General features: G+C 48.7%; 19 protein-coding genes. 12 read left to right on the forward strand and 7 right to left on the reverse strand.

Annotation, left to right across the window (positions count from 1 at the left end; all coding sequences use genetic code 11):
• Nucleotides 1–10 precede the first annotated feature (10 nt).
• Entirely contained in the window at nt 11–964 is a 954-nt protein-coding gene (locus G9409_RS03850) for an OstA-like protein (protein WP_166807517.1), read from the reverse strand.
• Nucleotides 965–1,023: 59 nt separating this feature from the next.
• Between G9409_RS03850 and G9409_RS03855 the strand changes: the two genes are divergently transcribed.
• The 5 genes from G9409_RS03855 to G9409_RS03875 all read left to right on the forward strand — a co-directional run bounded on the left by G9409_RS03855 (nt 1,024) and on the right by G9409_RS03875 (nt 9,357).
• On the forward strand, nt 1,024–2,133 hold the full coding sequence (locus G9409_RS03855; RefSeq protein ID WP_166807518.1) for a UDP-N-acetyl glucosamine 2-epimerase: 1,110 nt from the start codon (nt 1,024–1,026) through the stop codon (nt 2,131–2,133).
• A 356-nt stretch (nt 2,134–2,489) separates the two neighbouring features.
• Nucleotides 2,490–3,584, forward strand: a complete 1,095-nt coding sequence (locus tag G9409_RS03860) for a DUF3800 domain-containing protein (protein WP_166807519.1) — start codon at nt 2,490–2,492, stop codon at nt 3,582–3,584.
• Between the two features lie 187 nt (nt 3,585–3,771).
• Nucleotides 3,772–5,487, forward strand: a complete 1,716-nt coding sequence (locus G9409_RS03865) for a site-specific DNA-methyltransferase (protein ID WP_166807520.1) — start codon at nt 3,772–3,774, stop codon at nt 5,485–5,487.
• Entirely contained in the window at nt 5,484–8,093 is a 2,610-nt protein-coding gene (locus G9409_RS03870) for a DEAD/DEAH box helicase (protein WP_166807521.1), read from the forward strand. Before G9409_RS03865 ends, G9409_RS03870 begins: the two co-directional genes overlap by 4 nt.
• Nucleotides 8,094–8,427: 334 nt before the next feature.
• Nucleotides 8,428–9,357, forward strand: coding sequence for a hypothetical protein (locus tag G9409_RS03875; protein ID WP_166807522.1), 930 nt, complete (start codon nt 8,428–8,430; stop codon nt 9,355–9,357).
• A 458-nt stretch (nt 9,358–9,815) separates the two neighbouring features.
• Here the strand turns inward: G9409_RS03875 and G9409_RS03880 are convergent, their stop codons facing one another.
• The 3 genes from G9409_RS03880 to G9409_RS03890 form a co-directional block, all read right to left on the reverse strand.
• Entirely contained in the window at nt 9,816–10,664 is an 849-nt protein-coding gene (locus tag G9409_RS03880; protein ID WP_166807523.1) for a nucleoside deaminase, read from the reverse strand.
• 60 nt (nt 10,665–10,724) lie between these two features.
• Entirely contained in the window at nt 10,725–11,768 is a 1,044-nt protein-coding gene (locus G9409_RS03885; protein ID WP_166807524.1) for a radical SAM/SPASM domain-containing protein, read from the reverse strand.
• A gap of 203 nt (nt 11,769–11,971) precedes the next feature.
• Complete coding sequence (locus G9409_RS03890) at nt 11,972–12,268, reverse strand: hypothetical protein (protein WP_166807525.1); 297 nt, start codon at nt 12,266–12,268, stop codon at nt 11,972–11,974.
• A gap of 657 nt (nt 12,269–12,925) precedes the next feature.
• Between G9409_RS03890 and G9409_RS03895 the strand changes: the two genes are divergently transcribed.
• Nucleotides 12,926–13,750 carry an FkbM family methyltransferase gene (locus G9409_RS03895; protein WP_166807526.1) on the forward strand — a complete coding sequence of 275 codons (825 nt, stop codon included), beginning with the start codon at nt 12,926–12,928 and terminating at the stop codon, nt 13,748–13,750.
• 32 nt (nt 13,751–13,782) lie between these two features.
• Here the strand turns inward: G9409_RS03895 and G9409_RS03900 are convergent, their stop codons facing one another.
• The 3 genes from G9409_RS03900 to prfB all read right to left on the reverse strand — a co-directional run bounded on the left by G9409_RS03900 (nt 13,783) and on the right by prfB (nt 16,589).
• Nucleotides 13,783–14,628: a M23 family metallopeptidase gene (locus G9409_RS03900; RefSeq protein ID WP_166807527.1), complete on the reverse strand. Its 846-nt coding sequence runs from the start codon at nt 14,626–14,628 to the stop codon at nt 13,783–13,785.
• A gap of 23 nt (nt 14,629–14,651) precedes the next feature.
• Nucleotides 14,652–15,494, reverse strand: coding sequence for a metallophosphoesterase (locus G9409_RS03905; protein WP_166807528.1), 843 nt, complete (start codon nt 15,492–15,494; stop codon nt 14,652–14,654).
• Nucleotides 15,494–16,589 (reverse strand): peptide chain release factor 2 gene (prfB, locus tag G9409_RS03910; protein ID WP_208019662.1). Its coding sequence is split into 2 segments (ribosomal slippage): nt 15,494–16,519 and nt 16,521–16,589, totalling 1,095 coding nucleotides; the frame shifts between segments, so codons are not numbered across the junction. The genes G9409_RS03905 and prfB overlap by 1 nt, the downstream gene beginning before the upstream one ends.
• Before the next feature lie 386 nt (nt 16,590–16,975).
• Between prfB and G9409_RS03915 the strand changes: the two genes are divergently transcribed.
• The 6 genes from G9409_RS03915 to G9409_RS03940 all read left to right on the forward strand — a co-directional run bounded on the left by G9409_RS03915 (nt 16,976) and on the right by G9409_RS03940 (nt 25,900).
• Nucleotides 16,976–18,988, forward strand: a complete 2,013-nt coding sequence (locus tag G9409_RS03915) for an alpha-1,4-glucan--maltose-1-phosphate maltosyltransferase (protein WP_166807530.1) — start codon at nt 16,976–16,978, stop codon at nt 18,986–18,988.
• A 63-nt stretch (nt 18,989–19,051) separates the two neighbouring features.
• A complete protein-coding gene (gene treS, locus G9409_RS03920; protein WP_166807531.1) occupies nt 19,052–22,354 on the forward strand; it encodes a maltose alpha-D-glucosyltransferase in 3,303 nt (1,100 codons plus the stop codon).
• Nucleotides 22,355–22,429: 75 nt separating this feature from the next.
• Complete coding sequence (locus tag G9409_RS03925) at nt 22,430–23,068, forward strand: alpha/beta hydrolase (RefSeq protein ID WP_166807532.1); 639 nt, start codon at nt 22,430–22,432, stop codon at nt 23,066–23,068.
• Nucleotides 23,069–23,377: 309 nt separating this feature from the next.
• Complete coding sequence (locus G9409_RS03930; RefSeq protein WP_166807533.1) at nt 23,378–24,613, forward strand: cytochrome c biogenesis protein ResB; 1,236 nt, start codon at nt 23,378–23,380, stop codon at nt 24,611–24,613.
• A complete protein-coding gene (locus G9409_RS03935) occupies nt 24,613–25,410 on the forward strand; it encodes a cytochrome c biogenesis protein (RefSeq protein WP_166807534.1) in 798 nt (265 codons plus the stop codon). Before G9409_RS03930 ends, G9409_RS03935 begins: the two co-directional genes overlap by 1 nt.
• A 235-nt stretch (nt 25,411–25,645) precedes the next feature.
• On the forward strand, nt 25,646–25,900 hold the full coding sequence (locus G9409_RS03940; RefSeq protein WP_166807535.1) for a hypothetical protein: 255 nt from the start codon (nt 25,646–25,648) through the stop codon (nt 25,898–25,900).
• Nucleotides 25,901–26,171 lie beyond the last annotated feature (271 nt).

The raw sequence follows: 26,171 nt of genomic DNA on the forward strand, positions 1-26,171 counted from the left end.
GAAGATCAGATTATTGAAAAGCCTTCCCCGGAAGGCTTTTCTGTTTTTCTGAAGTAAACGGATTTTCACTCTCCCGCCAGACAAACTTTGAGAGGTTGATGCTTTTGTCTCCCCTGAACCGCTCGGGGTATTGCTTCCCTTCAACATTGCCGATTACCCGGACCTGCTTCAGTATGCCGTCAGTGAAGAGCATCCGTATCACATTGCCGCTTGAGTAGTGGATGCCGTAGGGTTTGCGCTTTTCGTCATAGAGATGATAGAGACTTTCGGCTTCGGTGGTGGCGGTTATGCCGGTTATTTTTGAGTTGTCGTTCAGCCGGATCACCATTTTTCTGCTTCCAAGCTGGTCGTAAACCTGGGGAGAAAGGGAGAGGGTGTCAAGGGATGCAAAAAAAGCACCTCCCTGCACCTGCATCTCATCAATATGACGACGCTTTGCCGTTGAAGTTGCCTCCTTGAGATGCAATAGGATAATGTCGCCACTGATCTGCTTGCGATCATGCCAGGCTATGGCGTCATCGTAAAGCCAGATCTGGCTGGTGCCTTTGTTGACCACTGCTTTACGGGCTTTGGCTGCAAGTGAGCTGTTGAGCATCCGGCTCCGGACGTTGCCGCTCAGTTCGCCGGTCTCCCTGTCAGGCCAGTAGACACCGCTGTCGCTGTAAATCTCGTAAACGTTGTCGGTAATGTAAACGTTGCCGGTAAGAACGATCCTGTTTTCTGCTTCGTAATTGGTTGCCCGGTCGCATTTGAGGGTTATGTTGTCGTGCAGGAACTGTACATTGCCAATGACCGAACGGAAGCTGCCCCCTTCACTCTCTCCGCCCTCAATGGTATCGGCATGCTCGAGAATAATTTTCTTTTTTTCCGCCCTGAGTGTATTATGGTGCAGAACCGGAAGCACGACTGTTTGCGCAAGCATGATGCTGGCGAACAATATGCTGACCGGAATAAATTTTCGCATGGAGATCTGATGGTTATGTTGTGCCTTGCTCTCTAATGTAACAAAGCTTTGTTTTTACTGTGAAAAAATTACTCCTTGCCGCCGGAAGCAGGCCCGGCATACTCTCGCTTGCCCCGCTCTACGATGCCCTTAAAAAAAACGGAGCCTACCAGCCGGTAGCCCTTCTTGTTTCTGCAAAAGGTGCCAAGCCGCTCAGCAGTGACCTGGCGGCATGTTTTGGAATTGGTGACGACGTCCGTACCATTTACCTTCCCGAAGGTTCTGCGGTTCATCAGCTTGCCTCCGTTATGACCGGCATGGAGGCCGTTCTTCTCAGTGAAAAACCCGATCTCGTGCTGGTCTGCGGAAGCGATAATGTTGCTCTTGGTGCTGCGGTGACCGCAGCCAAGCTCGGTATGCAGGTAGCCGCAGTCGATGCGGGGCTGCGAAGCTATGAACGCTCTGATGCCGAAGAGGTCAACCGGGTTGTTATTGACGCCATGGCCGAGTTCCACTTTGTCAGTGAGCACAGTGGTGAGTACAACCTGATCAACGAGGGGGTTGCCGATGAAAAGGTCTTCTATTCCGGCAACCTGTCAATCGACTCCCTTGTCCGTCTTATGGAGCAGGCAAACAAGGAGAACTCTGTTCCGGTTAAAGGGATAAAACCGAAAAAATATGCACTGATGCTCCTCGGACAGGGCGTTTTCTCCGCCGGGAAAGAGCATATCGGGATGCTGCTTCGGGTACTGACGGAACTTGCCTCCAACATAACGGTAGTCATGCCCCGCATTGCCGGATTTGACGCCCTGCTTAAAGAGCATTTGCTTGATGCGGAATTCATCGCTATAGAGAATCTGAAGCTGATTGAGCCGCCGTCTCATGCCGGGCTCCTTACCCTGCTTCGCGACTCGATGCTGCTGCTTACCGACACTGAAGAGCTTCAGGCCGAAGCAACGGTGATGAATGTGCCCTGTCTTACCATGATGGATACTTCAGCGCGCCCATCCACCATTGAGATCGGCACCAACGTGCTTGTCGGACTCGACGAGGAGGATATCAAAAGCCGCATCCACGACATTCTCCATCCCGGTTCGCACCAGCATATCACCAGCCGCTCAAAAATTCCCGAAAAATGGGATGGAGCCTCCGCCCCCCGCATCGTCGCCGTCCTCGACCGGCTGCTCTGATTTTCTTTTTTGTGAAGGTGCGGGATTTCGCCCGCACCTTCATCGCTTCTGCAGTAATTATACCCACTTCGTGTCATTTCGAACCCGATTTTTCGGATGAGAAATCTGACAGCATGCCTCACAAGGCAGGCATAATATGTTTTTGTTGTAAGAATGGTCCGTGATTTTTTCGAAATCACGTGCGATTATGTTTGGCTAAAATATTGCAATTCAGTTAATTGCGTGAATATCACAGCCGATTGAATCGCAAGTATTAACTCACGTTTATCGTTTGCGGCTTACTTTTCATATGTGGCGTTATGGTATTCGAACATTCCAAGCATATCGCATCATGATTCTCATCCGTCTAAAATGCTATGAGTAGATATGTCGCTTACATTGATGAATCCGGTGACCCGAATTTTGGGGAAGGTGCATCAGAGACAATTGTCGTGTGCGCCATTGTTCTTGAACGAGATCGCCTTTTGGAGCTGTCCCATGTGATTTCGGAAATAAAGACATCATACGGAATGGAAGAGCTCAAGTCAAAGCAAGTACGTTCTTTTGAGCAGAGATACGATATTTGTCGGCAGCTACTTGCCTCAACGTTCAGAATTCTTACCATACGTGTGGTTAAGAAATCGCTTCAAGGAGATTGGTTTCGTTATCGTTCCACATTCTACAAGTACATTCAGAGTTTATTGAATCATGAACTTTTCCAGTTGTTCGGTTCCATAAATGTAACGCTTGACAGGTATGGGAGTTCGGATTATCAACGCTCCTTATCGAAGTATCTTGTCGGCAGGATGCAGGAGGAGCTGTTCGAGCCCGAGCTATTAATTGATTCCGCCAAGGATAATGAGTTTATACAAGCAAGTGATATTCTGGCTGGCTCTATCCGAAAAGCCTTGGAGGATGATTTTGATAAATCTGAGCGTGATCAATTACTCACCCTTATAAAGCCTTCTTGGGTTAGACGTTTAGATCTTCCCCGTGAAGGTCATTATTTGACAGCCATACCTGCAAGTGAAATGTTTAATGCATGTATGGAAGAAGCTAAGCGATACCTTGAGTGTCATGCCGCAAGTTCGGATGAGCCAAAGGTCAAGGCGCTTGAGTATCTTTACTACTCAGCAATCGACGGATCCAGTGAATACATATACACCCAAGAGATTCTTGAATGGCTCCAGACATATGGTATCATTCTCAGCGAGGAACAATTTCGAAAAGATGTAACTGCTGCGTTGCGGGATGAAGGGCTCATTATTGTTGGTAGCAGAAAGGGGATCAAGATACCAGTGAGTTCAGAAGACATCAGGGACTATATAAAATTCAGTGTCAATCTTGCACATCCAGTGCTGAGGAGGTTGAAGCTTGCACTCACTTTTGTTTCTGCAAGAACCACTTTAAGGGATGTAGACTCATTGTTAAGCGATGAGATGCGTGCTATCCTTGACGAAGTAAACGCCTGACGTGATAATGAGAGGCTCAACCATCTCATTATTGATTGATGCTCACCAAAAAAAGTATGGGGTTCATTTTAATACCGCGCTTATGAAGTAGACTTTGCAAATATCAGACAGGAGGGTTTTCATTGAACCTCTGAAGCTCGTACATTAAAAGAGTTTATTGCATGAATCTATTCTCTTGGAGTTATCAATGCCGTCACTTGACTGGATAGGCAAAAAAGCGGTTGTCAACCATCATAAACAAGTTCCTTTTCACCTGCTGCGCGGTAACGAAGAGTTGTCTTTTGGGGACCCCGGCAGTGGAAATCTGCTTGTTCAGGGTGACAATCTGCTTGCTTTGAAAGCCTTGCTCCCATACTATGCCGGAGAGGTCAAATGCATTTACATTGATCCGCCTTACAATACCGGTGTTGATGAAAGAGATGAGAGTGGCAAGAGAAGTGGCTGGGTTTACAATGACAATGTGAGCAGTCCTGAAATCAAGGATTGGCTTTTCAGAGTTGTCGGTGCAGAAGCTGAAGATCTTTCTCGTCATGACAAGTGGTTATGCATGATGTACCCCCGACTTTCGATCCTTTATCAGTTTTTGAAAGAGGATGGTGTCGTTTTTGCAAGCATTGATGAAGTTGAATTTGCTAACCTTCGATTACTTTTTGATGAAATTTTCGGAATTTCGAATCGAGTAGGGACAATTATCTGGGATAACGCGACTGATAACAACCCGACCAATATCGCTGTTGAGCATGAGTATATTCTCTGCTATGCTAAAAATAAAAGTAAACTTGCCTCTGTTTGGAAGTCTCAGAATCTTGCCGTAAAAGAAAAACTGCTTGAAATTGGCAATGAGTATGTAAAAAAATATCCGGATCAGAATCAACGTCAAGAGGCCTACACAAAATGGTTTCGGGATAATAAAGAGTATTTATGGCCATTTGATCGATATAAGTTCATAGATGATGATGGGATTTACACTGGGAGCCAAAGTGTCCACAACCCTGGTAAAGAGGGTTATCGTTACGATGTTCCGCATCCAACTACTGGCAGACCATGTAAAGAACCATTGATGGGTTACAGGTTCCCGCCTGAAACCATGGAAAGATTACGGGCAGAGCAACGACTTATTTTCGGTAAGGATGAAGCCAAGCTGATTGAGTTGAAAGTGTATGTCAGCGATTACAGAGCCAAACTATCAAGCTTGTTCACTTTTGATGGACGTGTTGGAACTAACGAGATCAAGGAGATTCTGCATCATGACAGGCGCCCGTTCGATTTTCCAAAGCCAACCGCTCTTTTGGAAGAATTATTCAGTTTTACCACATCAAAGGATGATCTCATACTTGACTCCTTTGCAGGATCAGGAACAACAGGGCACGCCATCCTTAAACTGAACAAAGCTGATGGCCAGAAAAGGCGATTTGTCTTGGTTGAAATGAAAGACAAAATTGCGAAGGACATCACCGCAGAGCGTCTCAAGAGGGTGAGTAATGGATATGTTAACGCCAAGAATATATCGGTGAAAGGACTCGGTGGAGGATTCAGGTTTTGCGAACTTGGCGAGACGTTGTTCGATGCTGATGGGTTCATCAACAGAACCGTCACATTCAAGGAACTTGCCCATCATGTTTTTTTTGTGGCTATCGGTGAGCCTTTGCCGTCCGGTTCCGACTTGACTACTCCGCTTATTGGTACATCGAACAATACTGCTGTATATCTCCTCTACAATGGTATTCTTGGGGACTCATCAGACGATGGCGGTAATGTGCTGTCTCGTGACGTGCTTGCAAAATTGCCAAAGCATGATGGACTGAAAATTGTGTACGGCAACGGTTGCCTTCTTGGTCCGACCCGTTTGAACAGTGAAAACATCATTTTCCGGCAAATCCCATACGAAGTAAAGCTGTCATGATCACTCTCAAGGATTACCAACGTCGGGTATTGCAGGCATTGAAAGACTATTTTATTGCCTGCCAGCAGTATGACAGTGCCGATACCGCGTTTTACAGCATAACCCGACAATCGTTCGGAACCGGCATTCCATATAGAGAGGTATCAGAATTGCCGGGATTACCATATGTCTGTCTGCGAATTCCGACTGGAGGGGGTAAAACTATTGTTGCAAGTTATGCTACTGGTATCGCCGCAAAAGATTTTCTGCACAGCGAAACCCCTTTCGTCCTTTGGCTGGTTCCGTCCAATACAATCAAAGAGCAGACGATAACTGCGCTTCAAGACAGGAAGCATCCTTACCGAAAAGCTCTTGAAGAGGTTCTCCCCGCTGTTGAGGTTTTGTCAATTCAGGAAGCCTTGTCTTTAAATCGTTCGACGGTTACCGGTAACGCAACCATCATTGTTTCTACCATGCAGGCGTTTCGGGTAGATGAAACCGAAGGTCGTAAAGTTTACGAACAATCGGGGGCATTGATGGAGCATTTTAGTACCCTTGATCCTTCACTTACGGAACAGCTCGACCGATACGACAATGGCCAACCTGTTCAATCCTTTGCCAATCTTTTGAAGTTGCATCATCCGATCATCATCGTTGATGAAGCACATAATTCCAGAACGCAGCTTTCGTTTGAAACACTGTCGAGGTTCAATCCTTCGTGCATTATCGAGTTTACTGCTACCCCGGCAACGGAATCCAACCCAAGCAACGTTTTATATTCGGTGTCGGCTGCCGAGCTTAAGGCTGATCAGATGATCAAAATGCCGATTCGTCTTGAAACGCGACCAAACTGGAAAGAGCTGATTTCTGATGCCATAACGTTGCGCCAACATCTTGAGCAGGAGGCCATCAAGGAGAAAGTAGCAACAGGCGAACACATTCGCCCAATTATGCTCATTCAGGCGCAGGCAAAAAGTCAAACACATGAAACCCTGACTGTCGAAGTTGTCGAACAGTGTTTGCTCGATGATTTCAACATTCCAATAGATCAAATCCGGCGTGCCACCGGATCAGACAGAGAGATTGACGGTATTAATCTCGCAGATCCCGGTTGTACTATCCGATACATCATCACCGTACAGGCATTGCGGGAGGGCTGGGATTGTCCGTTTGCCTATGTGCTTTGTTCTGTAGCTGAAATGCGCTCACCAACTGCGGTCGAACAAATTCTTGGGCGGATTATGCGCCTGCCGGGAGCTAAGCGGAAGCAAAGCGATGAACTCAACATGGCTTATGCGTTCTCGGCTTCGAGGAATTTTGTCGAGGCCGCGAAAGCTCTTGAAAACGCTCTTGTTCTGAATGGGTTTAACAGACTGGAAGCAAAAGAGTTGATCACGAATTTGCCTGTAAACCATCAAGGCGCTATGGATCTGTTTGCGGAAACAAAGGAAACTATTGAAGAAACACCCTGTTTCGGATTTTTACCAGAAGCCATCCAGAAAAAGGTTTCCTATGATATTGAGTCGAAAGCCTTGACTTTTACCGGAGAAATGGACGATGCCGAAAAACAGGCACTTCTCGAATGCTTTGTCACCCCTGAGGGAAAAGAGAGTATCGAAAGAGTGTTCCAGAACTCCCGGCGATATCTAAAAAAAAGCGTATCAACTCCCGCTGAGCGGTTTGAGATATTTGCCGTTCCAGTGCTTTCAGTAAGGCAAGGGAACCTCTTCGAACAATTTGAGGAGACTCACTTTCATGAAACGCCTTGGAAGCTCTCCAAATGTTCGCCGGAACTGAGTGAGTCAGAGTATTCGACTAAACGATTTGATGGCAAATTAGCCGAAATAGACATTACCAATCGTGGCCAACTTTCGGTGCGATTTGTGGACTCCCTGCATCAGCAATTGAGCCTTCTGAACGATGACAAGAACCAAACGGTTTCTCAGCTTGTTTACTGGATTGATCGGAACCTTCCAAACAGGCGGGATATTTTGCCAACAGAAAGTGGACCGTATCTTATTGGAGTTATTCATTACCTCATGAATGAACGGGGCTTGACGCTTTCTCAACTGTTCAATGACAAGTACACCTTGCGGCAAAGGCTCTCAGCGAAAATAGATGATCTTCGCAGGAAGCAGTGGGAAAAATCCTATCAGACGTTTATCCTGCCTGAATGCGCAACGCCTTTGGTTGTCTCGCCGGACGTGTGTTTTACCTTTAAGCCGACAGATTATCCATACAATACCAGATATCAGGGTAGTCTCGTTTTTAAAAAGCACTATTACCGGGATATAGCATCAATGAATGGAGAAGAGGAGAGTTGTGCCGCATATCTTGACCATTTGCCGGAAGTTGAGTTTTGGGTACGAAACCTTGAGCAAAGACCAACTCACTCGTTCTGGTTACAAACCTCTACAGACAAATTTTATCCGGATTTTGTCTGTAAGTTGAACGATGGCCGTATTCTCGTAGTTGAGTATAAATCAGAAACGTCATGGAGTAACGACGATTCGAGAGAAAAACGTGTACTCGGAGAGTTATGGGCAAAACGCAGCAACGGCACCTGTCTTTTCGTAATGCCCAAAGGCAAAGACCTTCAGGCTATCAAAGCCAGCGTGCGACAGTGAAATGCCATCACGTTGATATTATCTATGAAAAAAACTTTTTAACTGGTGCATTGGCAATAGTAAATATCAGTTTTATAATAGAATATGGTGTTTGTTATGGCTGGAACTCTTTACTTAAATGCCTTCCAAGCTTTAATTCGTAAATTGTCCGTGCTGACGGCATTAAGATTGCAATGTTAAGATTATTTTGCTCTTTTTTTTGGAAATGATGTGGATATGTTTTAAGATCAAGGAATACTTTTTTTACAAGTAAAAGTGCTCACACACCTACTGGGTAAGTCAAGCCCACTGCCCTGATTTATTTTGTGCTTAATTTTTGGAGCAAAGAGCTCTTATGCCTACTGAACTACAGACGAAGTTCGAAGCACAACTTCCCAAGTTACCTCATTTCTCTTTCGAGAGGATATTCCACTACGTTGCCGGTTTAGCCTCTATAATAGCTCTCGTGGCGCCACTTCTCTTCTCCGATACTAAAACGCGGTCATATTTATACATAATATTTCTGACCATAATTGTTCTTATTTTATTGACTTCATTGATCTATTTGAAGAGGAAACGACTCAATCGTTATGCTCAAAGCTTAATTTTTACTCATTACGTTAACCATGTGATAAGAGATGCGATACAGGAGGTTGCTGTAACGAAAATAATGCCTTTAACAGTAAGTCTTCTAGATGCAATCGCAACATGTTTTTCTGTGATTATTGGGGAGAGATGTCGAGCTTGTTTAGTGGAGCTGAAGCCGGATTATGAACTGAAAGTTACAGCAAGAGATGGCATTACTAAAGTGACAAATAAGAAAAAAGTAAAGAAACATTTTTTAGAAGGCAATACGGATTTTAGTGATTTGTGGTATGCGAGGAATGGCCGCTCCCGTTATTTCTTAAGTAATGATCTTCCGAAATTATGGCTACAACACAAATATGTGAATTCATCGTTTGAAGAGATAGATCAACCCGAGGTTTTTTCTTTTTTTTCTTTTAGGACGGTGGTGAAGTGGAATTTACCCTACAAAAGTGCATTAGTTTTACCGATCAGATATATTTCTTCGTTTGCGCCACCAGAAACCACCTTGCAGCGTGATGATCACTGGAATTATTGGGGCTTCTTATGTGTTGATTGCAATAGTAAGCGTGTCTTTGATGAGAATTATTGCCCTGAATTAGGCGGTGCATTTGCTGATGCTTTATTTACGCTTTTCTCGCATTACAATACGTTTCTTAATGAAAAAATTACACAAGAGCATGTTGAAAAAATACATTAAAAAACCGAAAGATGCCTTTATTGGCGGACAGAACAATCGGGTGATTATTGATTGCAATTATGCTACAAAGAATCTGCCCGATAAGTCGTGGGAGACAGAGGTAAACGTTGAGAGTCAAATGGTAAAGGTCACGGTTCGGAGTTTATCAAGACTTTTTGAGATGAGTGACATATTGAGTGTGGGAAATGTTTTATGCAAAAGTTAATAGAGGTGAATTAATTTTTTTACGCCATTTACAACTAACTGAGATTAAATATGTAATGACCCGAGTTGTAATGGTAAATTCGTCATTGTTAAAGTTGTTTTTGACGACTTACTTGCTATGAAGTCATTGACTGCTTCCCTACATTATTTAACGGTTAAATCATCGAGAGATAAACATGTAAACGGATTTTGGCGATATGCAACCATGCGATTTAAAAGTTGCCGATAGTCCGTACGATGATTAAGTAAACATACTATATCTCCGGATGAAGAGGGACAAACTCCTTTGGCACGGATTCAACCATCTTTTTGGCCTCATCCAAAAACTTGTCGTTGATTGACGGCACTTTAGCCTTGTACGCTTTCAGCTCACTGTAGGCGCTTTCAAAAATAAGCCGGGCTACTTCCGATTTGAGGAAATCGGTTATATGAGCGTCCGCACCATATTTTTTCTGATACGCGGCATAACCCTCTTCTAACAGGTTGCAGTAAATGATATTGGCCCTTTCGGAAATAACCGGGCGAGGATAGGGCTGGTAACCGTTCGGCAGGGACGATGAATCCAGCTGCAGTCGCTCAAGGGCTTTGCCGAACCCGGGATCACTCTCTCCATAGAGGGTGTTGCGAACCTTTTGCAGTGTCATCATACCGGAGCACTGGGCACATGGCTCCAGTGTTGTGTATACGGTGCAGCCAGCAAGGTTTTTGATATCCGGAACTTTAACCCCGTGTTGCCGGTCGGCATTCAGCTTTGCAAGATACCCGATCATTAAACGGACCTCTCCGTGCTGTGTTTCATTGTGCGTAACTGCATTGCAATTCCGGGCCCAAAACACCAGACGGCTGTTCAGGGAGTCGCTGCTCAGGAGAACAGATCCGATATTATACCCGCGGGCATTATCTTTCTGCCAGCCTTTGTAGACTACCGAATAGGCTGCCAGCATACCGATATAATCTCTTTCGGTTTTCCAGTATACAGCCTTTGAACTGGTGTTGCCACTCTCTACGGAGCGTTCTCTTGCTTGAGCTTTCGGTCCGCCGACCAGTGTTATCATCACCACAGCACTGAAGAGATATCGCAGATAAAAACCGCTCTTTTTCATGTCATCAGAAGTTTTGATTATTGATGATGATTACCAGGTGTAAAGTCTGTATAGCTTCCTTTATCGGTTACGGCAGCAGTAGGTACTTGCGTAGAGGGCGTTGCTTGAAAAAAAGTTTGAAGAGCGGCATCCACCCTTGCACTCACTGCCGACATCGCACCCCTCACACATTCCGGTGAGCATGTCGGGAGTGAATTTTCTGTTGTAGGCAAATGCATTTTCATTATTCCAGATATCTGCCAAAGGTTTTTGGCGCACATTGCCTTCGATGAAATGATCGGAGTAGAGCGAACCACAACCCTTTATATTGCCAACGCTGTCGATAAACAGTCCGGTAATTCCGGCAGAACACCCTCCCCAGCAGGGAATCAGCGATGATGTTCCCCGGATATACGTTTCATTGTCATCGAAGTACCCGATACTGTCTGCCGCGACCACGACCATCTGCTGATCACGGTTTTTGTCACGTATGAAATCTATAACCTGCCGCACCTGTGCAGGAGTGACAACGAAATCAGGCCGATCAGCCATGTTGCCCATGGCATTGATCAATTGCAGTTGCCAGAGCGATACGTCATGTTCAAGAAGGAAAAGGTAGAGATCTTCGAGATCATTACAGTTCAGTTGCATGAGGCTGGTTACTGCGCAAATGCTGATCCCATGTTTACTCAAAAGGTCAAGTGTTTGCTCTATGCGCTGAAACGCATCGTCTCTGCCTCTTATCATATTATGCGTTTGTTCGATACCGTCTATGGAAACGCCTACATTGATCAACCCGGCTCGTTTTATCTGTTCGATTTCAGCTTTCCCGATCCTGTAGCCATTCGTAACAATATTGATTTTGATCCCTTTGTTCGTGAGGTATTCAGAGAGCTGATCCCATCCTTTAAATAAAAAAACCTCTCCACCGATGAAGGTCAGATCCTTGCAACCGAGGGCGAGCAGCGCGTCAGCTACCGTGAAGCACTCCTCAAGACTCAGCTCGTTTGGTCTTGCATTTCCGGCTCGAGAACCGCAATGCATACAATTCAGTGTGCAGCGAAGGGTCAACTCCCAGTTACAGCCCTTTAGTTCGTAGACTTGGCGTGTTGTGTTTACCTTCATTGCAATGATTTTTCCTGATGAATGTTTTTATGCAAGGAGAGTGTCTCTGCCGAGATAGTGTTTGGCTCCAGTTCAGGTAGCGTTTAAACTGCTTTTTAAGCTGAGAGAATAATCTGCATGATTAATCTGCTTTGGCAAAAAAGAGGCTTAATCATGGAGGAGAGAATCATGTGCATTCTCTCCTCCAAACTCACAGTATGATGCTAATGGAAAGCAATAGCACCGGAGTCCAACAACTCCTTTGAAACGTTCAAAGCCGAAAATTTGGCCTTTATACCATGTATTTCTGATAGATGAGCAATCTGTTCATCGCTCAGATAGAAATTCCATTTATTTTTCGAGACAAGATCATTGGGAACCCTGTACTTTACCAATGATCCAGGGTCAATTTTAGAGGTGATAACTGCCTTGGTGATCGCAGTAAGGCCTTTGACATGATCAGCTACCATTCTTTTTTGCCAGCTCGTCAGGTAGATTGTTACTGTTTTTTGTTCAGGCATAGTTGGCTCCATTGTTGACGGTTATTGAGAAAACAGATTACGACACTATTTGGTAGGCCGTTTTTTTAATTACCGGTATTGCCGGTACGGCTTTCGTTGTTGTTCTTGTGTTGTAAAAATAATGTTTTTATGACGTATAAAAGAAAATAAAAAGTAATGGCGGCCACTCGAAGAGGAAAGAATTCTTTTATTTCATGGAGCACGGATTTCTGCACTACAGGAGATATGTCAGGTCATGCATGCAGCTCCTTCACCCTGATTTCGGGCCATGTAAGGGGCAGCCGAATGCTTTCAATTTCATTGACTAACCTGAAAATTGACCCGTTTACTGTTCGCCTGAGCTTTTCGCCAAACAGGTTGGCAGCAGTCACACTTATGCTTCGGGACGCAGTTCGCCGGGTGTGCAGGAGTGTTGTAGCCGTTTACACGAAGTATGTCGTTGTCAGGTTATTTGAATGATCAGATGACTGCATCGGATTATGGCTTGATTGCTGCCGTGTCGTTTGACACATTCATGATGTTTTCAACGGAGACATGCAGCGGAGGCCCTGTCATTTCAAGAGGATACGGGCTTCTGTGGCGCAATGAATGTGATCGTGAATTATATTGACAGCATGGGCTCTCTTTCTGTGCGTTGAAGCTAAAATTTTACGTTTTATGAAAACCATCTCCCAGTTGGCCGGACATCAACGCCTTGTAAGCGGAAAACACGGGGTGTTTGTCTATAACCTCCACTGCTTTTATTGCGGTCGTGCGCTGGAGTTGTATGGTGAATACTGTGAGCATGAGGTTCAGTTATTCAGCAAAATCGTACAGAAGGGTGACACTGTATGGGAAGTCGGAGCCAATATCGGAGCCCTTGCCGTTCCGCTGGCCGGCATGGTGGGTAACACCGGCTGCCTTGTCGCTTTTGAGCCTCAGCCGGAAGTGTTCAATAATCTTGCCGCAAATTTTGCCCTCAATTGCCTGGGATGGGCTCGTGCGCTTCCGTTTGCTCTTGGGGAGAAACCCGGAATAGTAACCCTGCCCAGGGTCTTTTATGATCGTCCGGGTAATTTCGGCGGGATCAGTCTGATGGATTCTTCTGGCGGTGGAGAACGTGTTGAGTGCCGAAGAGGGGATGATCTCTCCGGATTTCTTCCGAAGCCTGATTTTGTGAAGATAGATGTGGAGGGGATGGAGGCCGGGGTTTTACGGGGGATGTCAGAGATGATCAATTCGGTAAAACCGGTACTCTACGTTGAGAACGATCGCCCGGAAAAGTCGCAGCAGCTTATCGAGCTTCTCTGGTCATTTGGTTATCGCTGCTGGTGGCATATTGCGGCTTATTTCAATGCTGACAATCATTTCGGGTTACAGGAGAACCTCTATCCGGATCAGGTTGCTGTTAACATGCTTTGTATGCATCCCGGGAATCAAAGGATTCAGATAACTGATTTGCCGATAAGCAATGCGGCCGAACATCCTTTTTCCCGTAATTGACAACCTCTCCTGCTTTTGTTCAGTAAAGTTGCCTACAGGGATTTTCCTTCAAAAAGCTCCGGGTCAACGCTGGTGCCGTAGAGGTAGATGCCCCAGTGCAGGTGCGGTGCGGTTGAGACGCCGGTGTGGCCGACTTTGCCGATAACGGTTCCGGCTTCGACAAGCTCCCCTTCGGAAACGGTAATGGCGGAGAGGTGCATGTAGATGGAGGTAACTCCCTGGCCGTGGTCGATGATGACCGTGTTGCCGTGTACCTGAAATCCCTCTTCCTCCCGTCCGGTGAGCACGACTCTTCCTTTTGCGGTGCTTTTTACCGCTGTTCCCTTTGGTGCTGAAATATCAATACCCTTGTGGTAGCTCTCGACCGGTCCGCCGTTGTAGGAGCGTTTAAGTCCGAAAAGGCTGCTCGTAGCTCCAGCTACGGGGCGCATGAACGTTCCGGCAAAGAGCTGTTCGGGTGTTTCGGTATGCAGTGCCGCCGTGACTTTTGTTAATTCAGTTTCCGTTGCCTTGAGTGCTCGTTTTGTGGTGTCAAGCGTGATCTGCTGGAGAGGCAGGTTATTCGGTATTACCCGCAGCGTCAGGCTCTTTTCATACACCCCATGACGAACCAGAAGCTTCCAGCTGCCCGGCTGGGCAAGGTTTTCGACCGGAAGGAGTGCTCTCCAGGAGCCGTTCGGCTGGTGGAACATCCGGAAGCTGCGATCCATAAAGCGGAGTTCAGGTTCGGTGTGAGTGCCGGTTACGGTGACCACAAAAAACTGCCCCTGCTCTCTTGCAGTTTGGGCAACACCCAGTTGCAATGGCTCTTCACCGTTTCCTGTTGCAGGAATGGTGACGGTTGCGAAGAGAATGAGGAGCGTGAAAAGCTTCATCATGGTATGCGGGTTCAGCTCGGCGTTTAGAGAAGGGTAAGGTCGTAAAGTGCACTTCCATCCTGATTATAGATCACCATCCTTTCGCGGTAGAGCTCCACGGTACCAAAGCTGAATTCGGGATGCTCCTTCCGGTTTACAAAGGCGGGAAGCACAATAAAGTGTTTGCCGTTCTCCTGCAGGTAGCCTCCGTAGTGGTAGTGGCCGCTGATGCAGGCTTTAATAGCGGGCGAGGCGGCAAGCAAAGCGGCAATTTCGCTGTGGTTCCAGAGGAGTCCGTGCTTTAGGTCGGTTGTCGCCCGAAAGAGTGGAAAGTGGCAGAGGGCGATGGCCCGCTCAGCGGCCAGTTCAGCGGCAGCAAGTTCGTTTTTCAGCCACGCTTTCTGCCGGGAGCCGATAGCTCCGCAGTAGTCATGTAACCAGGGATCATCGTCAAGGCGGTCAAGGTAAAAATCGAGAGTCTCCCGGTCTTCCGGGGTTTCAGGGGTGTTGAGTGCCGAAACCTCCATGCCATGAAGCACGATAAACCGGAACCCTTTTGTTGTAAATGAGTAGTATGGTCTGCTCATTCCGAGTGCTGCAAGCAGCCTGTTTTCAGCTATGGCAAGGCAGTGGTTGCCGATAACATGGCGGATGGTGCCCGGAAACTCCTGCATGATGGCCAGAACCTGCCGCAGCTCATCCTCACAGTGCTCTTCACTTCCCCTGATGCTATCACCGAGCTGCAGCAGAAAATCAACATTATTATTTCTGCTGCGCTTGATCCACTTTCGAAGCCCTTCGGCCTCTCCGGCATTGCTTCCGGCAGCGTAGTGCATGTCGGTTACAACTCCGAACCGGACAGGCTGATTACTCCCGGTGGACGGCATCAGTCGCTGAATTCGGAGAGGTAGTGTTCCATAAACTCATCAAGATCACCATCAAGCACGGTTTCAACGTCAAAGCGTTCATAGTTGGTACGGTGATCCTTGATGCGCCGGTCGTCGAGAACATAGCTTCGGATCTGGCTTCCCCACTCGATTTTTTTCTTTTTGCCCTCGATCTCCCGCTTTTTGGCATCCTCTTCCTCCCGCTGCCGCTGGTAGAGCTGTGCCATAAGCATTTTCATGGCGCGCTCCCTGTTCTGGAACTGTGAACGCTCCTCCTGGCAACCGACCACAATTCCGGTCGGGAGATGCTTGATGCGCACGGCGGTCTCAACCTTGTTGACGTTCTGGCCACCCTTGCCGCCGCTGCGGAAGGTCGAGAGCTCCAGATCCTCCTTGCGAACCTCGATCTCAACATCAGGAGGTGCTTCAGGATAGGTGTAGACACTGGCAAAAGAGGTGTGCCTTCGGGCGTTGGAGTCGTAGGGCGAAACCCGAACCAGCCGGTGAACACCGTTTTCAGCTTTCAGATAGCCGTAGGCATAGGCGCCCTGGATTTCAAGCGTAGCCGTTTTGATGCCCGCTCCGTCACCCTCCTGGTAGTCGTCGGTATAGATTTTAAACCCTTTGCGTTCTGCCCACCGCATATACATACGATAGAGCATTTCCGCCCAGTCCTGGGCCTCGGTGCCTCCGGCTCCGGCATGAATGGTGATGAGAGCATTACCCGCATCATCCTTGCCTGAAAGCATGTTTTTAAATTCAATGGCAGCAATATCCAGCTCTATTTCCGTAATGGCGGCGGAGAGCTCATCGGAGAATGATTCATCCTCAAGCTCGGATGCAATTTCCAGCTCATCGAGGCACACCTTCTCTTTTGCTGCGAGCTTCTCGTACCCTTCGGTCCAGGTTTTATGCTCGTTCAGCTCCTTCAATATCTTGTGGGCCTCTTTCTGGTCATTCCAGAAGGCCGGGTCAGCGGTTATTTTTTCAAGATCCTCAACTTTCTCTTTGCGCTGATCGACGTCAAAGATACCCCCGTAACTGTTCCAGGCGGCGGTGTATCTCCTGCAGTCGTTCTTTTTGTGGTTCAAACATGATGGCTCTGTAATGTTGGATTGTATAATTAAATCACCCTCAGAACACCGGTCAAACCTTACCGGCTGTTGCTGTGAAGTGTTCCGTAAGCTTCAGGGTAAAACGATCATGACGATTGTTTTTGGCCTTTGATCCTGCGGCTACCCTAAAGGAACAACTTTTTTTTTGAGAAATCAAAGGCAGCCTCAAGGTTCATCATTTACCATACTCTTTGAAATTAGCAGAGTATCTGCGCAAAAAAGTAAGGGAGTTTTCCTATTTTCCATTCTGTTGAAGAACAGGGGGCAGCATCGGAACGCTTGGTACTGTTTATTGAGAAGGTCAAGTTTCCTGAAGAACTGCTTTATGGCCGGGATTCCCCCGGTTTCCAACCAGAAATTCTGAAGATGAGCAAAGCATTCCGCCGGACTGTACTCAACGCTGTCAAGCTGGAGTTTGACGGTCGCCAGAGGGTGATCATAGAAAATCTCTCACCCGAACTTGACGGGGGCAAATACCCGGCAAAAGCTGTTGAGGGAGGGTTTATTGTTGTTGAGGCCGATATCTTTGTCGATGGAGCCGATACGATCGCTGCGGAGCTCTGTGCACGGCCTTCCGGAGCCTCTGACTGGCAGCGATCACCGATGCACCCGATCGGCAATGACCGATGGTCAGGGAGCCTCGACGTCGGCAGCCCCGGCAGTTATGAGTATACCATTGAGGCGTGGGTTGACCATTTCCTTACGTGGCAAAAAGGATTGATTAAAAAAACAGAGGCTAATCAGGAGGTCTCTCTCGACCTCCTGATCGGCGCACTCCTGATTGATGCAGGGGTGGCGAGATCGACCGCTTCCGATGCAAAAGAGCTCAAGCGCTATGCAGCCGCCGTTCGCTCCGGTGAACCCGCAGAGTCCGTCAAGGCGGTGCTTGACGCCCGGCTTGCAGAGCTTATGGCGCGCGCTCCCGACAAGAGCTGTGCAACGCTCTACGAAAAAGTACTCCTGCTCACTGTTGAGCAGAAAAAAGCCGGATTCAGCTCCTGGTACGAACTCTTCCCCCGGTCATGGGCTTCAGAGCCCGGCAGGCACGGTACTTTCAGGGAGTGCAGCCGGATGCTGCCTATGATCGCCGGAATGGGGTTTGATGTACTCTATCTCCCCCCGATTCATCCGATAGGCTACGCCAAGCGCAAAGGCAGGAACAATGCCCTTGTTGCCGCTCCAGGAGAGCCGGGAAGCTGCTGGGCAATCGGCAACAGTGACGGTGGTCACAAGGCTGTCCATCCGGAGCTCGGCACCCTTGAGGAGTTTACGGAGTTTGTAGCTGAAGCGGAAACGCACGGTATTTCCGTGGCTCTCGATATTGCCTTTCAGTGCTCGCCTGATCACCCCTGGGTGAAGGAGCACCCGACCTGGTTCCGGTGGCGTCCTGACGGAACGGTGCAGTTTGCCGAAAATCCCCCGAAAAAGTATGAGGATATTCTCCCCATCGATTTTGAGAGTGCTGACTGGCAGAACCTCTGGATTGAGCTGAAAAGCATCTTTCTCTTCTGGATAGAGCGGGGTGTAAAGATTTTCCGTGTCGATAATCCCCATACCAAGGCTTTTCTGTTCTGGGAGTGGGCTATCGCCTCAATCAGGGTGGAGCATCCCGATACGGTATTTCTTGCCGAGGCATTCACCCGTCCGAAACTGATGGCCCGGCTTGCCAAAGCCGGCTACAGCCAGTCCTACAGCTACTTTACCTGGCGCAATACCAAGCATGACCTTCAGGGTTATCTCAATGAGCTGACAAGCTCCGGGCTGGAGCATTTCATGCGTCCGAACTTCTGGCCGAACACGCCCGATATTCTGCCCGATGAGCTGCAGAGCGGAGATCGCAGAAAATTTATTATCCGGATGGTGCTTGCCGCAACCCTCTCCTCCAACTACGGAATGTACGGACCGGCCTACGAGCTTTGTGAGCATCTGCCTGTAGCCGAGGGCAAGGAGGATTATCTGGATTCGGAAAAGTATGAGATCAAGCAGTGGGATCTTGACCGTCCGGGCAATATCCGTGCAGAGATCACCCGCGTCAACCGGATCCGGAAGGATAATGCTGCCCTGCAGCAGACCGCTGATATTACCTTTGTACAGATAGAGGCTTCGGCAGGGCGCGAGGATGACTATCTCATGGGTTATGTCAAACGGACGGAAGACAACAGCAATATCATTCTTGTTGTAGTCAATCTCGATCACTCAAATACCCGAGGCGGATGGCTGCGCTTTCCGCTTGAGCGCTTTGCGCTCTCGCACGAGCACCCGTTCAGGGTCGAAGATCTGTTGAGCGGCATGAGCTACGACTGGAAAGGTGAATGGAACTATGTGGAGGTGAACCCCGGGAACATGCCGGCGCATATTTTCAGGGTAACGCTCGGCTGATACCGTTTTTTTTAGAGCAGAACATTGTATTTATCAATTATCACTGTATAGCACACCATTATCATGTATCAACCCGAATTCCTCTGGTACAAGGACGCAATTATCTATGAAGCGCATGTCAAAACCTTTTTTGACAGCAACAATGACGGCATTGGAGATTTTCAGGGATTACGACAGAAGCTCGGTTATCTGGAAAGCCTTGGCGTAACCGCCATCTGGCTGCTTCCGTTTTACCCCTCTCCGCTCCGCGATGATGGTTATGATATTGCTGATTACATGTCGGTCAATCCCGACTACGGTACGATGGAGGATTTCAGGGAGTTTCTTGATGAAGCGCACAGCCGTGGCCTGAAGGTTATTACCGAGCTGGTGGTGAACCACACCTCCGATCAGCATGCGTGGTTCCAGCGTGCAAGAAAAGCACCTGCAGGCTCTCCGGAGCGAGAGTTCTATGTCTGGAGCGACGATCCGAACAAGTACTCCGAGACCCGCATTATTTTCCAGGATTTCGAGGCTTCCAACTGGACCTGGGATCCCGTTGCCGGCCAGTATTTCTGGCACCGCTTCTTCCACCATCAGCCGGACCTGAACTTCGAGAACCCCGCAGTGCATCAGGCGCTCTATGATGTGCTTGATTTCTGGCTCGGTATGGGTGTTGACGGACTCCGCCTCGATGCCGTGCCCTATCTCTATGAAGAGGAGGGGAGCAACTGTGAAAACCTTCCGCGCACCTACGACTACCTGCGCAAGCTTCGCACCTATGTTGATGAGCACTACCCGAACCGCATGCTGCTTGCCGAAGCCAACCAGTGGCCGGAGGACTCCGCAGCCTATCTGGGCGATGGTGATCTCTGTCACATGAACTTCCACTTCCCCCTGATGCCGAGAATGTATATGTCTCTGGCTACGGAGGATCGCTTTCCGATCATCGATATTCTCGACCAGACACCGGAAATTCCGGAAAACTGCCAGTGGGCATCTTTCCTTCGTAACCATGACGAACTGACCCTTGAGATGGTGACCGACGAGGAGCGCGACTACATGCGCCGCGTCTATGCCAATGATCCCAAGGCGCGCATCAATCTCGGCATTCGCCGCCGTCTTGCCCCGCTGATGACCAACGACCGCCGCAAGATCGAGCTGATGAACATCATGCTCCTCTCTCTGCCCGGTACTCCTGTGCTCTACTATGGTGATGAGATCGGTATGGGCGACAACTTCTATCTTGGCGACCGCGACGGAGTAAGAACCCCCATGCAGTGGAACTCCGATCGTAATGCAGGATTCTCGCGAGCCAATCCCCAGCAGCTTCTCCTTCCGGTCATTATTGATCCGGAATACCATTACGAAGCGGTAAACGTTGAGGTGCAGGAGAGCAATGTCAACTCACTGCTCTGGTGGATGCGTCACGCTATTGCCACTGCCCGCCGATACAAGTCGCTCAGCCGCGGCAGCATCGAGTTTCTGCAGGTCAACAACCCCAAGGTATTGATCTTTATCCGCCGTTTTGAGGATGAGACCATGTTGTCGGTCATCAACCTTTCACGCAACGCCCAGGCGGTCATGATCGACCTCTCCCGGTTTGAGGGCTACATTCCCGAAGAGGTATTCAGCCTGAACCGTTTTCCGAAAATCCGCAAGACTCCCTACATGGTCGCACTCGGCTCCTATGGCTACTTCTGGCTGAAGCTTGTTGAGGATACCGAAAAAGTTGCCGGGCGGCCTTTCCTTGAAAAACCCTTTGCTTCCGTTTCGCGCTGGCAGGTTCTCTTTACGGGAAAGAGCCGCGAACTCCTTGAAACCGAGCTGCTGCCGCAATTCTATAATGCAAGCCGCTGGTTTGGAGGAAAAGCTCGCAACGTCATGCGCATCAGCATTGTCGATACCATTCCTGTCGAAGGGATGGCGCAGGCCAAACTGCTCATGACAGAAGTTCGCTACTCCAGCGGAGAGAACGACCTCTATCAGCTTCCGGTCTGTTTTACTCCACTCTCTGCGCTCAATCTTTCTGACGACAACTTCCACAGAAGGGTTATTGCACGAGTTGTGGTCGGTGATGCCGAGGGCTACCTGTGTGATGCCACCTTCGATAACCGTTTTCTCAACTGCCTTTTCCATCTGGTGACCGGCAGGGAGGGCTGGACCGGAAAGTCGGGCCGGGTATCAGGAATAAAAGCGGTAAAAGCGGATGCCTTTTTCGATAAAATATCCGGTCAGGAGCCGGAGCCGACTCTGATGGGTGTCGAGCAGACGAACACCTCGATCAGGTTTCATAATGAGCTCTCGTTCAAACTCTATCGCCGCATTGAAAACGGGGTCTCGCCGGAAGTTGAAATGTGCAGTGCGCTCAGTGACAGGACCGCCTTTGCCAACCTTCCGCAGTATCTCGGTTCGCTGAACTATGAGCAGAGCCGCAGCCGCCGCTACTCACTGGGCATTCTGCAGTGCTTTGTCCAGAATGAAGGGGATGCATGGCAGTTGTCGCTCGGTCATCTCCACCGCTATTATGACGATGTTCTTGCCAAAAGAAGCTCCGGTGTTGCTCTGCCCCCGCTTCCGGCTCTGAGCGGTGAACCGGTAAAGATTCCCTCGCTCATGCACGAGCTGATTGGAGAGGCATATCTCGGCATGATTGAAAAGCTTGCCGAACGGACAGCAGAGATGCACCTCTCACTGGCATCGCTTGAGAGTGATCCGGCATTTGCTCCCGAAGCCTTTACCACACTCTACCAGCGCTCCATCTATCAGGCTATGTGCGAGCAGGTAAAACGCTCCATGATTCTTATCCGTGAGATCATGCACCGCCTGCCTCAGCCACAGCAGGAGCTGGCGACACTCTATGTGCAGAAGCAGGACGAGATTATCCGACAGTTCGATCCTGTCCGCCTGGAGAAGATTGATACCCTGAAAATCAGGATTCATGGTGACTACCATCTCGGCCAGGTGCTCTTTACCGGCAAGGACTTTGTTATCATCGATTTTGAAGGTGAGCCTGCCCGCCCGGTTTCTGAACGCAAAATCAAGCGTTCGGTTTTCCGCGATATTTCCGGCATGCTTCGCTCTTTCGATTATGCCGCAAGCAATGTGCTGATGGAGAGTCATTCGGCTATCCGTCCCGAAGACCGACAGGCTCTTGAGCCCTGGGCTGACCTCTGGAGCTTCTATGTCGGGCAGCACTTTATTGACACCTATTTCGAAAAAACCAGAGGAAGCGAAATCGTCCCGCAGGAGCCTAAACAGCGTGAGCATCTTATGCGAGCCTATCTGATGAACAAGGCGGTCTATGAGCTGAATTATGAGCTGAACAACCGCCCTGAATGGGCAGCTATCCCGCTCAAGGGTATTTTGAAACTTCTGGAGCTCTAACCCCGTTGCGATGAAGGCCGGGAGCGTGCCATATCGGCTCTCCCGGCTGTTTTACTGTTTTTTCAGGCGCGTGCTATGCAGGAGTACTCCTATCAGACAACAATCAGCGCAAGATATCTTCTCCACCCCCCCTCAGCATCAGGCCCGGTTCCACTTCTTGTGGGGTTTCACGGCTACGGTGAGCGGGCCGAAGATGCGCTTGGGCTGCTCTCTTCCATTCCCGGCTCTGCCGGATGGCTCTGCTGCGCAGTTGAAGCCCTTCACTCCTTTTATCGCCCCGACGGGAGTGCGGGAGCAAGCTGGATGACCGGCAGAAACCGTGAAGAGCGTATTGCCGAGAATGTTCACTATGTTGACGGGGTTATCGACCGTATAAAAGAGCGGTTTGCTCTGCAGGACCGGCTCGTTTTTCACGGCTTTTCCCAGGGGGTCGGCATGGCCTGGCGTGCGGCCCTGCTTGGCCGGCACCGGGCGTCAGCTCTTCTGCTGCTCGGTGGCGACATCCCCCCGGAGCTTGACCTTCATGGCTGCACGATTCGGGTGCATCTGGCGAGAGGAAACCGCGACAGGATTTACTCACAGGAGCAGTTTGAGCATGATAAGGCAAGGCTTCAGCATGCTTCGATCCCTTTTTCTGCAATGCTGTTCAGTGGAGGTCACAAAGCAGGGGAGGAGTATTTTTCTGAGGTATCGGAGTTTCTTTCAGCGGAGTGAACGCCGGAGGAAAAAAAACAGTTACCCATTCTGAGAACTGTTGAACTCATCTGTTTTCAATACTATATTGGCGTACGATCAATCAGCATTCACCACTTTCCCGCAAGGAACCGGTTGCATCCTGCCCTTGAATGATCATGTAACTGCGGATAAGAGAGGGGTAAAGAGCTCGTCTGCACTGAACGGTTTCAGCGTTGCGCCAGGATAGATGTTGAGTTTTTCCGTTTTATTCGTGCATATTTTTACTCTCTGCCTCCAGTGTTGAGAAAAAAAAGATAGTTACCTAAAAAGATTTAGAGCTGTATCCTTATGGTTGTTGTCCGGCGTCGGTGGTTTCAGGCCCCCTGGGAGTTCAGGGAGGCATTTCTTGTTACCGCAATGGTCATTATTGCGGGTTTTTTTGTTGAGTATCTGGGCGCAGGGGGTGGTATTCCGCTGCTCCATCTGCCGGTTAACGCCATAGCCCTTGTTATTTTCGCTCTTACGGTACTCGGTGCTGGCCTGGCGTTCAGGAACAGCGCTGTTGTCCAGTGGCTGGGCGGTATCCCCCTCGGACTTGCTCTTATTTTTGCAATTGCCGTGCTCTCCCTGATCGGAGGCATTGTACCTCAGGGAGAGGCTCTTGCCGGTTCACTCACAGCCATGCTGCGGATTAACCAGATTTTTTCAAGCTGGCCTTTTCTTCTGACGGTGCTCTTTTTTCTTGCCAATCTCGGCCTCGGTCTCTCCTGGAAGCTCTTTCCGTTCAGTATGAAGAATCTTCAGTTTATTCTTTTTCATGCCGGTTTCTGGCTGGCACTCTCCTGCGGTATTTTCGGCAGTACCGATCTTCAGCGTTTTGTTGTGCCGATTGAGATAGGAAAAGCCAATAACCTCGGTTATTCGATGAACAGCGATACCCCGCAGCAGCTCCCTTTTTCCATCTTTCTTCAGAACTTCTCCCTTGAAGAGTATCCTCCCCAGCTTCTGCTCTATGATCCGCAAAACGACAAGCTTCTCGTTGAACGCTCTCAGGCGATTATTCAGGTTCGCAAGGGTGTAACGGCATCATGGAAGGGCGTGGAGGTTGAGGTGGTTGATTATCTGCCCTATGGACTTCGTGGCAGTGACGGCGAGCCTCAGGCGGCTGACCGCAAGGCGGGCATGCCTTTTGCAAAAGTGAGGATCAGCTCCGGCGGGGCTCCTTTTGATGCATGGATCAGTACCGGTAGTCCGATGCTGAAGCCTGATGCGGCTGATCTTGGCGGGATTCTGCTCATCATGGTTCCCGGATCGCCGAAGTCCTTCAACTCTGCTGTATCCATTCAGGGCGAAAACGGTGAGCAGAAAACCGCAACGCTCGGAGTTAACCAGCCGTTATCGTTTAATGGATGGAAGCTCTATCAGATGGGCTATGATGAGAAAATGGGCAAGTGGTCCCAGCTCAGTCTGATCGAAGTCATCCGTGACCCTTGGCTTCCGGCGGTCTATCTTGGTTTATTCATGATCATGGCGGGAAATATTCTGTTTTTCTGGAATGGCATTAAACATTCAGAGGTTGCATAATGGTTATTGATTTTAACACTGCGGCCATTCTGGCCATGGTCTGCTGGGCTTTGGGCTCACTGCTTGATCTCTTTTCGCGCAAAACCGCAGCACTGAAACTTCCGGCTTTTCTGATTGCATTCGGCGGGACGATGGTCATGGTGGCATACATTGCCATCTACTGGAGTTTTCTCGGCCGTCCCCCCCTCAGAACACTTGGTGAAACCAGGCTCTGGTATGCCGCCCTGATTCCTCTTGCAGGATTTCTGGTTGAGTACCGCTGGAAAATTTCCTGGCTGAAGTACTACTGTATGGCGCTTGCAGGATTTTTTCTTGTCATTAACCTGCTGCATCCCGAAGTGTTTGACAAGACGCTCATGCCTGCGCTCCAGAGCCCCTGGTTTATTCCCCATGTTGTGGTCTATCTTGTCGGTTATGTGCTGCTTGCCGCATCTTCGGTGGCCGCACTGCATAATGTCTCGCTTCAGTTGCGCTCCAAAAAAAATGATGCCGGCGAAACGGCTGCGCACTATCTTGCTCTGCTTGGCTTTGTGCTTCTGACCTTCGGCCTGATATTCGGTGCGCTCTGGGCCAAGGAGGCATGGGGCCACTACTGGACATGGGATCCAAAAGAGACCTGGGCGTTTCTCTCCTGGCTTGCCTATCTCGGTTATCTTCATGCATTCCGATACAAGATTGACCGTGGAAAACTCCAGTGGTACCTTGCGCTCTCGTTTATCGTACTGCTGGTCTGCTGGTTCGGCGTAAACTATCTGCCTTCGGCACAGAACAGCGTTCATACCTATACGCAAAGCTGATTTTTGAGTTACCTGCGCCGTCAACTTTTCGGATGCGGTGCAGGTGAGTGCTGAAAAAGGGAGTGATGATTCCCCTGATCAGGTTTTTTTCTCCATGAGCTTGTTTGTCAGGTGCTTTTAATCCTCAAATAAATTATTTATCATACGCTTACAGCAGTAGTACGGTTCAGGCTGTCTTTTTCTGCTGATGAAGATGTGGTATAGCCGGTTTTGACTTGTTATAAATAAGAGTGCGATGCTGTTTACTGTAAAATTCGGGATTGTTATCCTGTTTTTCATCTCCCTGTTCAGCAATGCGCTTGCAGAACAACAGGTTGCAGTAAGCACAAAAGTTACGATCTCTATTTCGGAATCTGCGATTCAGTATTTTAAAAAGCAGCGAATGGCGGCGGTTAAAGCAGCGCCTGATATGCCCTCTGCTCTTCCCGCACTCCAGGACTCCTCCGCTACATCGTCCGGACGACGTACACCCTTTCCGGCGTTCCTTTAACCACCCGTAATTGCGCTTCAGCTCTGCCGAATAAGCCCACCATACCGTTTGATAGCCAATACATCGCTATTTGAGACACTCCATAACTATTGCCTGCTCCGGGATTAGGTTATATTTAATCTCGAAATGGATCTCGCAATAGATGAAGGTTTATGGCTTGTAAAGCCGTTTACCCTCTTTTTTTATCGCTATTTTCGCGGTAAAAGTGGCAATAAAACCGGAAAAATTTATGTATCTATAATCAGTATATGTCTTATAAAACGATACGATT

Origin of the sequence: Candidatus Chlorobium masyuteum, from assembly GCF_011601315.1 — a bacterium.
GTDB lineage: Bacteria > Bacteroidota > Chlorobiia > Chlorobiales > Chlorobiaceae > Chlorobium > Chlorobium masyuteum.

Bases quoted from the DNA above. Each gene is read 5' to 3' on its own strand.
- G9409_RS03935 (WP_166807534.1), top strand. From the start codon at position 24,613: ATGGTTATTGATTTTAACACTGCGGCCATTCTGGCCATGGTCTGCTGG.
- G9409_RS03865 (WP_166807520.1), top strand. From the start codon at position 3,772: ATGCCGTCACTTGACTGGATAGGCAAAAAAGCGGTTGTCAACCATCAT.
- G9409_RS03875 (WP_166807522.1), top strand. From the start codon at position 8,428: ATGCCTACTGAACTACAGACGAAGTTCGAAGCACAACTTCCCAAGTTA.
- G9409_RS03925 (WP_166807532.1), top strand. From the start codon at position 22,430: ATGCAGGAGTACTCCTATCAGACAACAATCAGCGCAAGATATCTTCTC.
- G9409_RS03915 (WP_166807530.1), top strand. From the start codon at position 16,976: ATGAGCAAAGCATTCCGCCGGACTGTACTCAACGCTGTCAAGCTGGAG.
- G9409_RS03850 (WP_166807517.1), bottom strand. From the start codon at position 964: ATGCGAAAATTTATTCCGGTCAGCATATTGTTCGCCAGCATCATGCTT.
- G9409_RS03900 (WP_166807527.1), bottom strand. From the start codon at position 14,628: ATGATGAAGCTTTTCACGCTCCTCATTCTCTTCGCAACCGTCACCATT.
- treS (WP_166807531.1), top strand. From the start codon at position 19,052: ATGTATCAACCCGAATTCCTCTGGTACAAGGACGCAATTATCTATGAA.
- G9409_RS03940 (WP_166807535.1), top strand. From the start codon at position 25,646: ATGCTGTTTACTGTAAAATTCGGGATTGTTATCCTGTTTTTCATCTCC.
- G9409_RS03870 (WP_166807521.1), top strand. From the start codon at position 5,484: ATGATCACTCTCAAGGATTACCAACGTCGGGTATTGCAGGCATTGAAA.
- G9409_RS03890 (WP_166807525.1), bottom strand. From the start codon at position 12,268: ATGCCTGAACAAAAAACAGTAACAATCTACCTGACGAGCTGGCAAAAA.
- G9409_RS03930 (WP_166807533.1), top strand. From the start codon at position 23,378: ATGGTTGTTGTCCGGCGTCGGTGGTTTCAGGCCCCCTGGGAGTTCAGG.
- G9409_RS03885 (WP_166807524.1), bottom strand. From the start codon at position 11,768: ATGAAGGTAAACACAACACGCCAAGTCTACGAACTAAAGGGCTGTAAC.
- G9409_RS03860 (WP_166807519.1), top strand. From the start codon at position 2,490: ATGAGTAGATATGTCGCTTACATTGATGAATCCGGTGACCCGAATTTT.
- G9409_RS03895 (WP_166807526.1), top strand. From the start codon at position 12,926: ATGAAAACCATCTCCCAGTTGGCCGGACATCAACGCCTTGTAAGCGGA.
- G9409_RS03905 (WP_166807528.1), bottom strand. From the start codon at position 15,494: ATGCCGTCCACCGGGAGTAATCAGCCTGTCCGGTTCGGAGTTGTAACC.
- G9409_RS03880 (WP_166807523.1), bottom strand. From the start codon at position 10,664: ATGAAAAAGAGCGGTTTTTATCTGCGATATCTCTTCAGTGCTGTGGTG.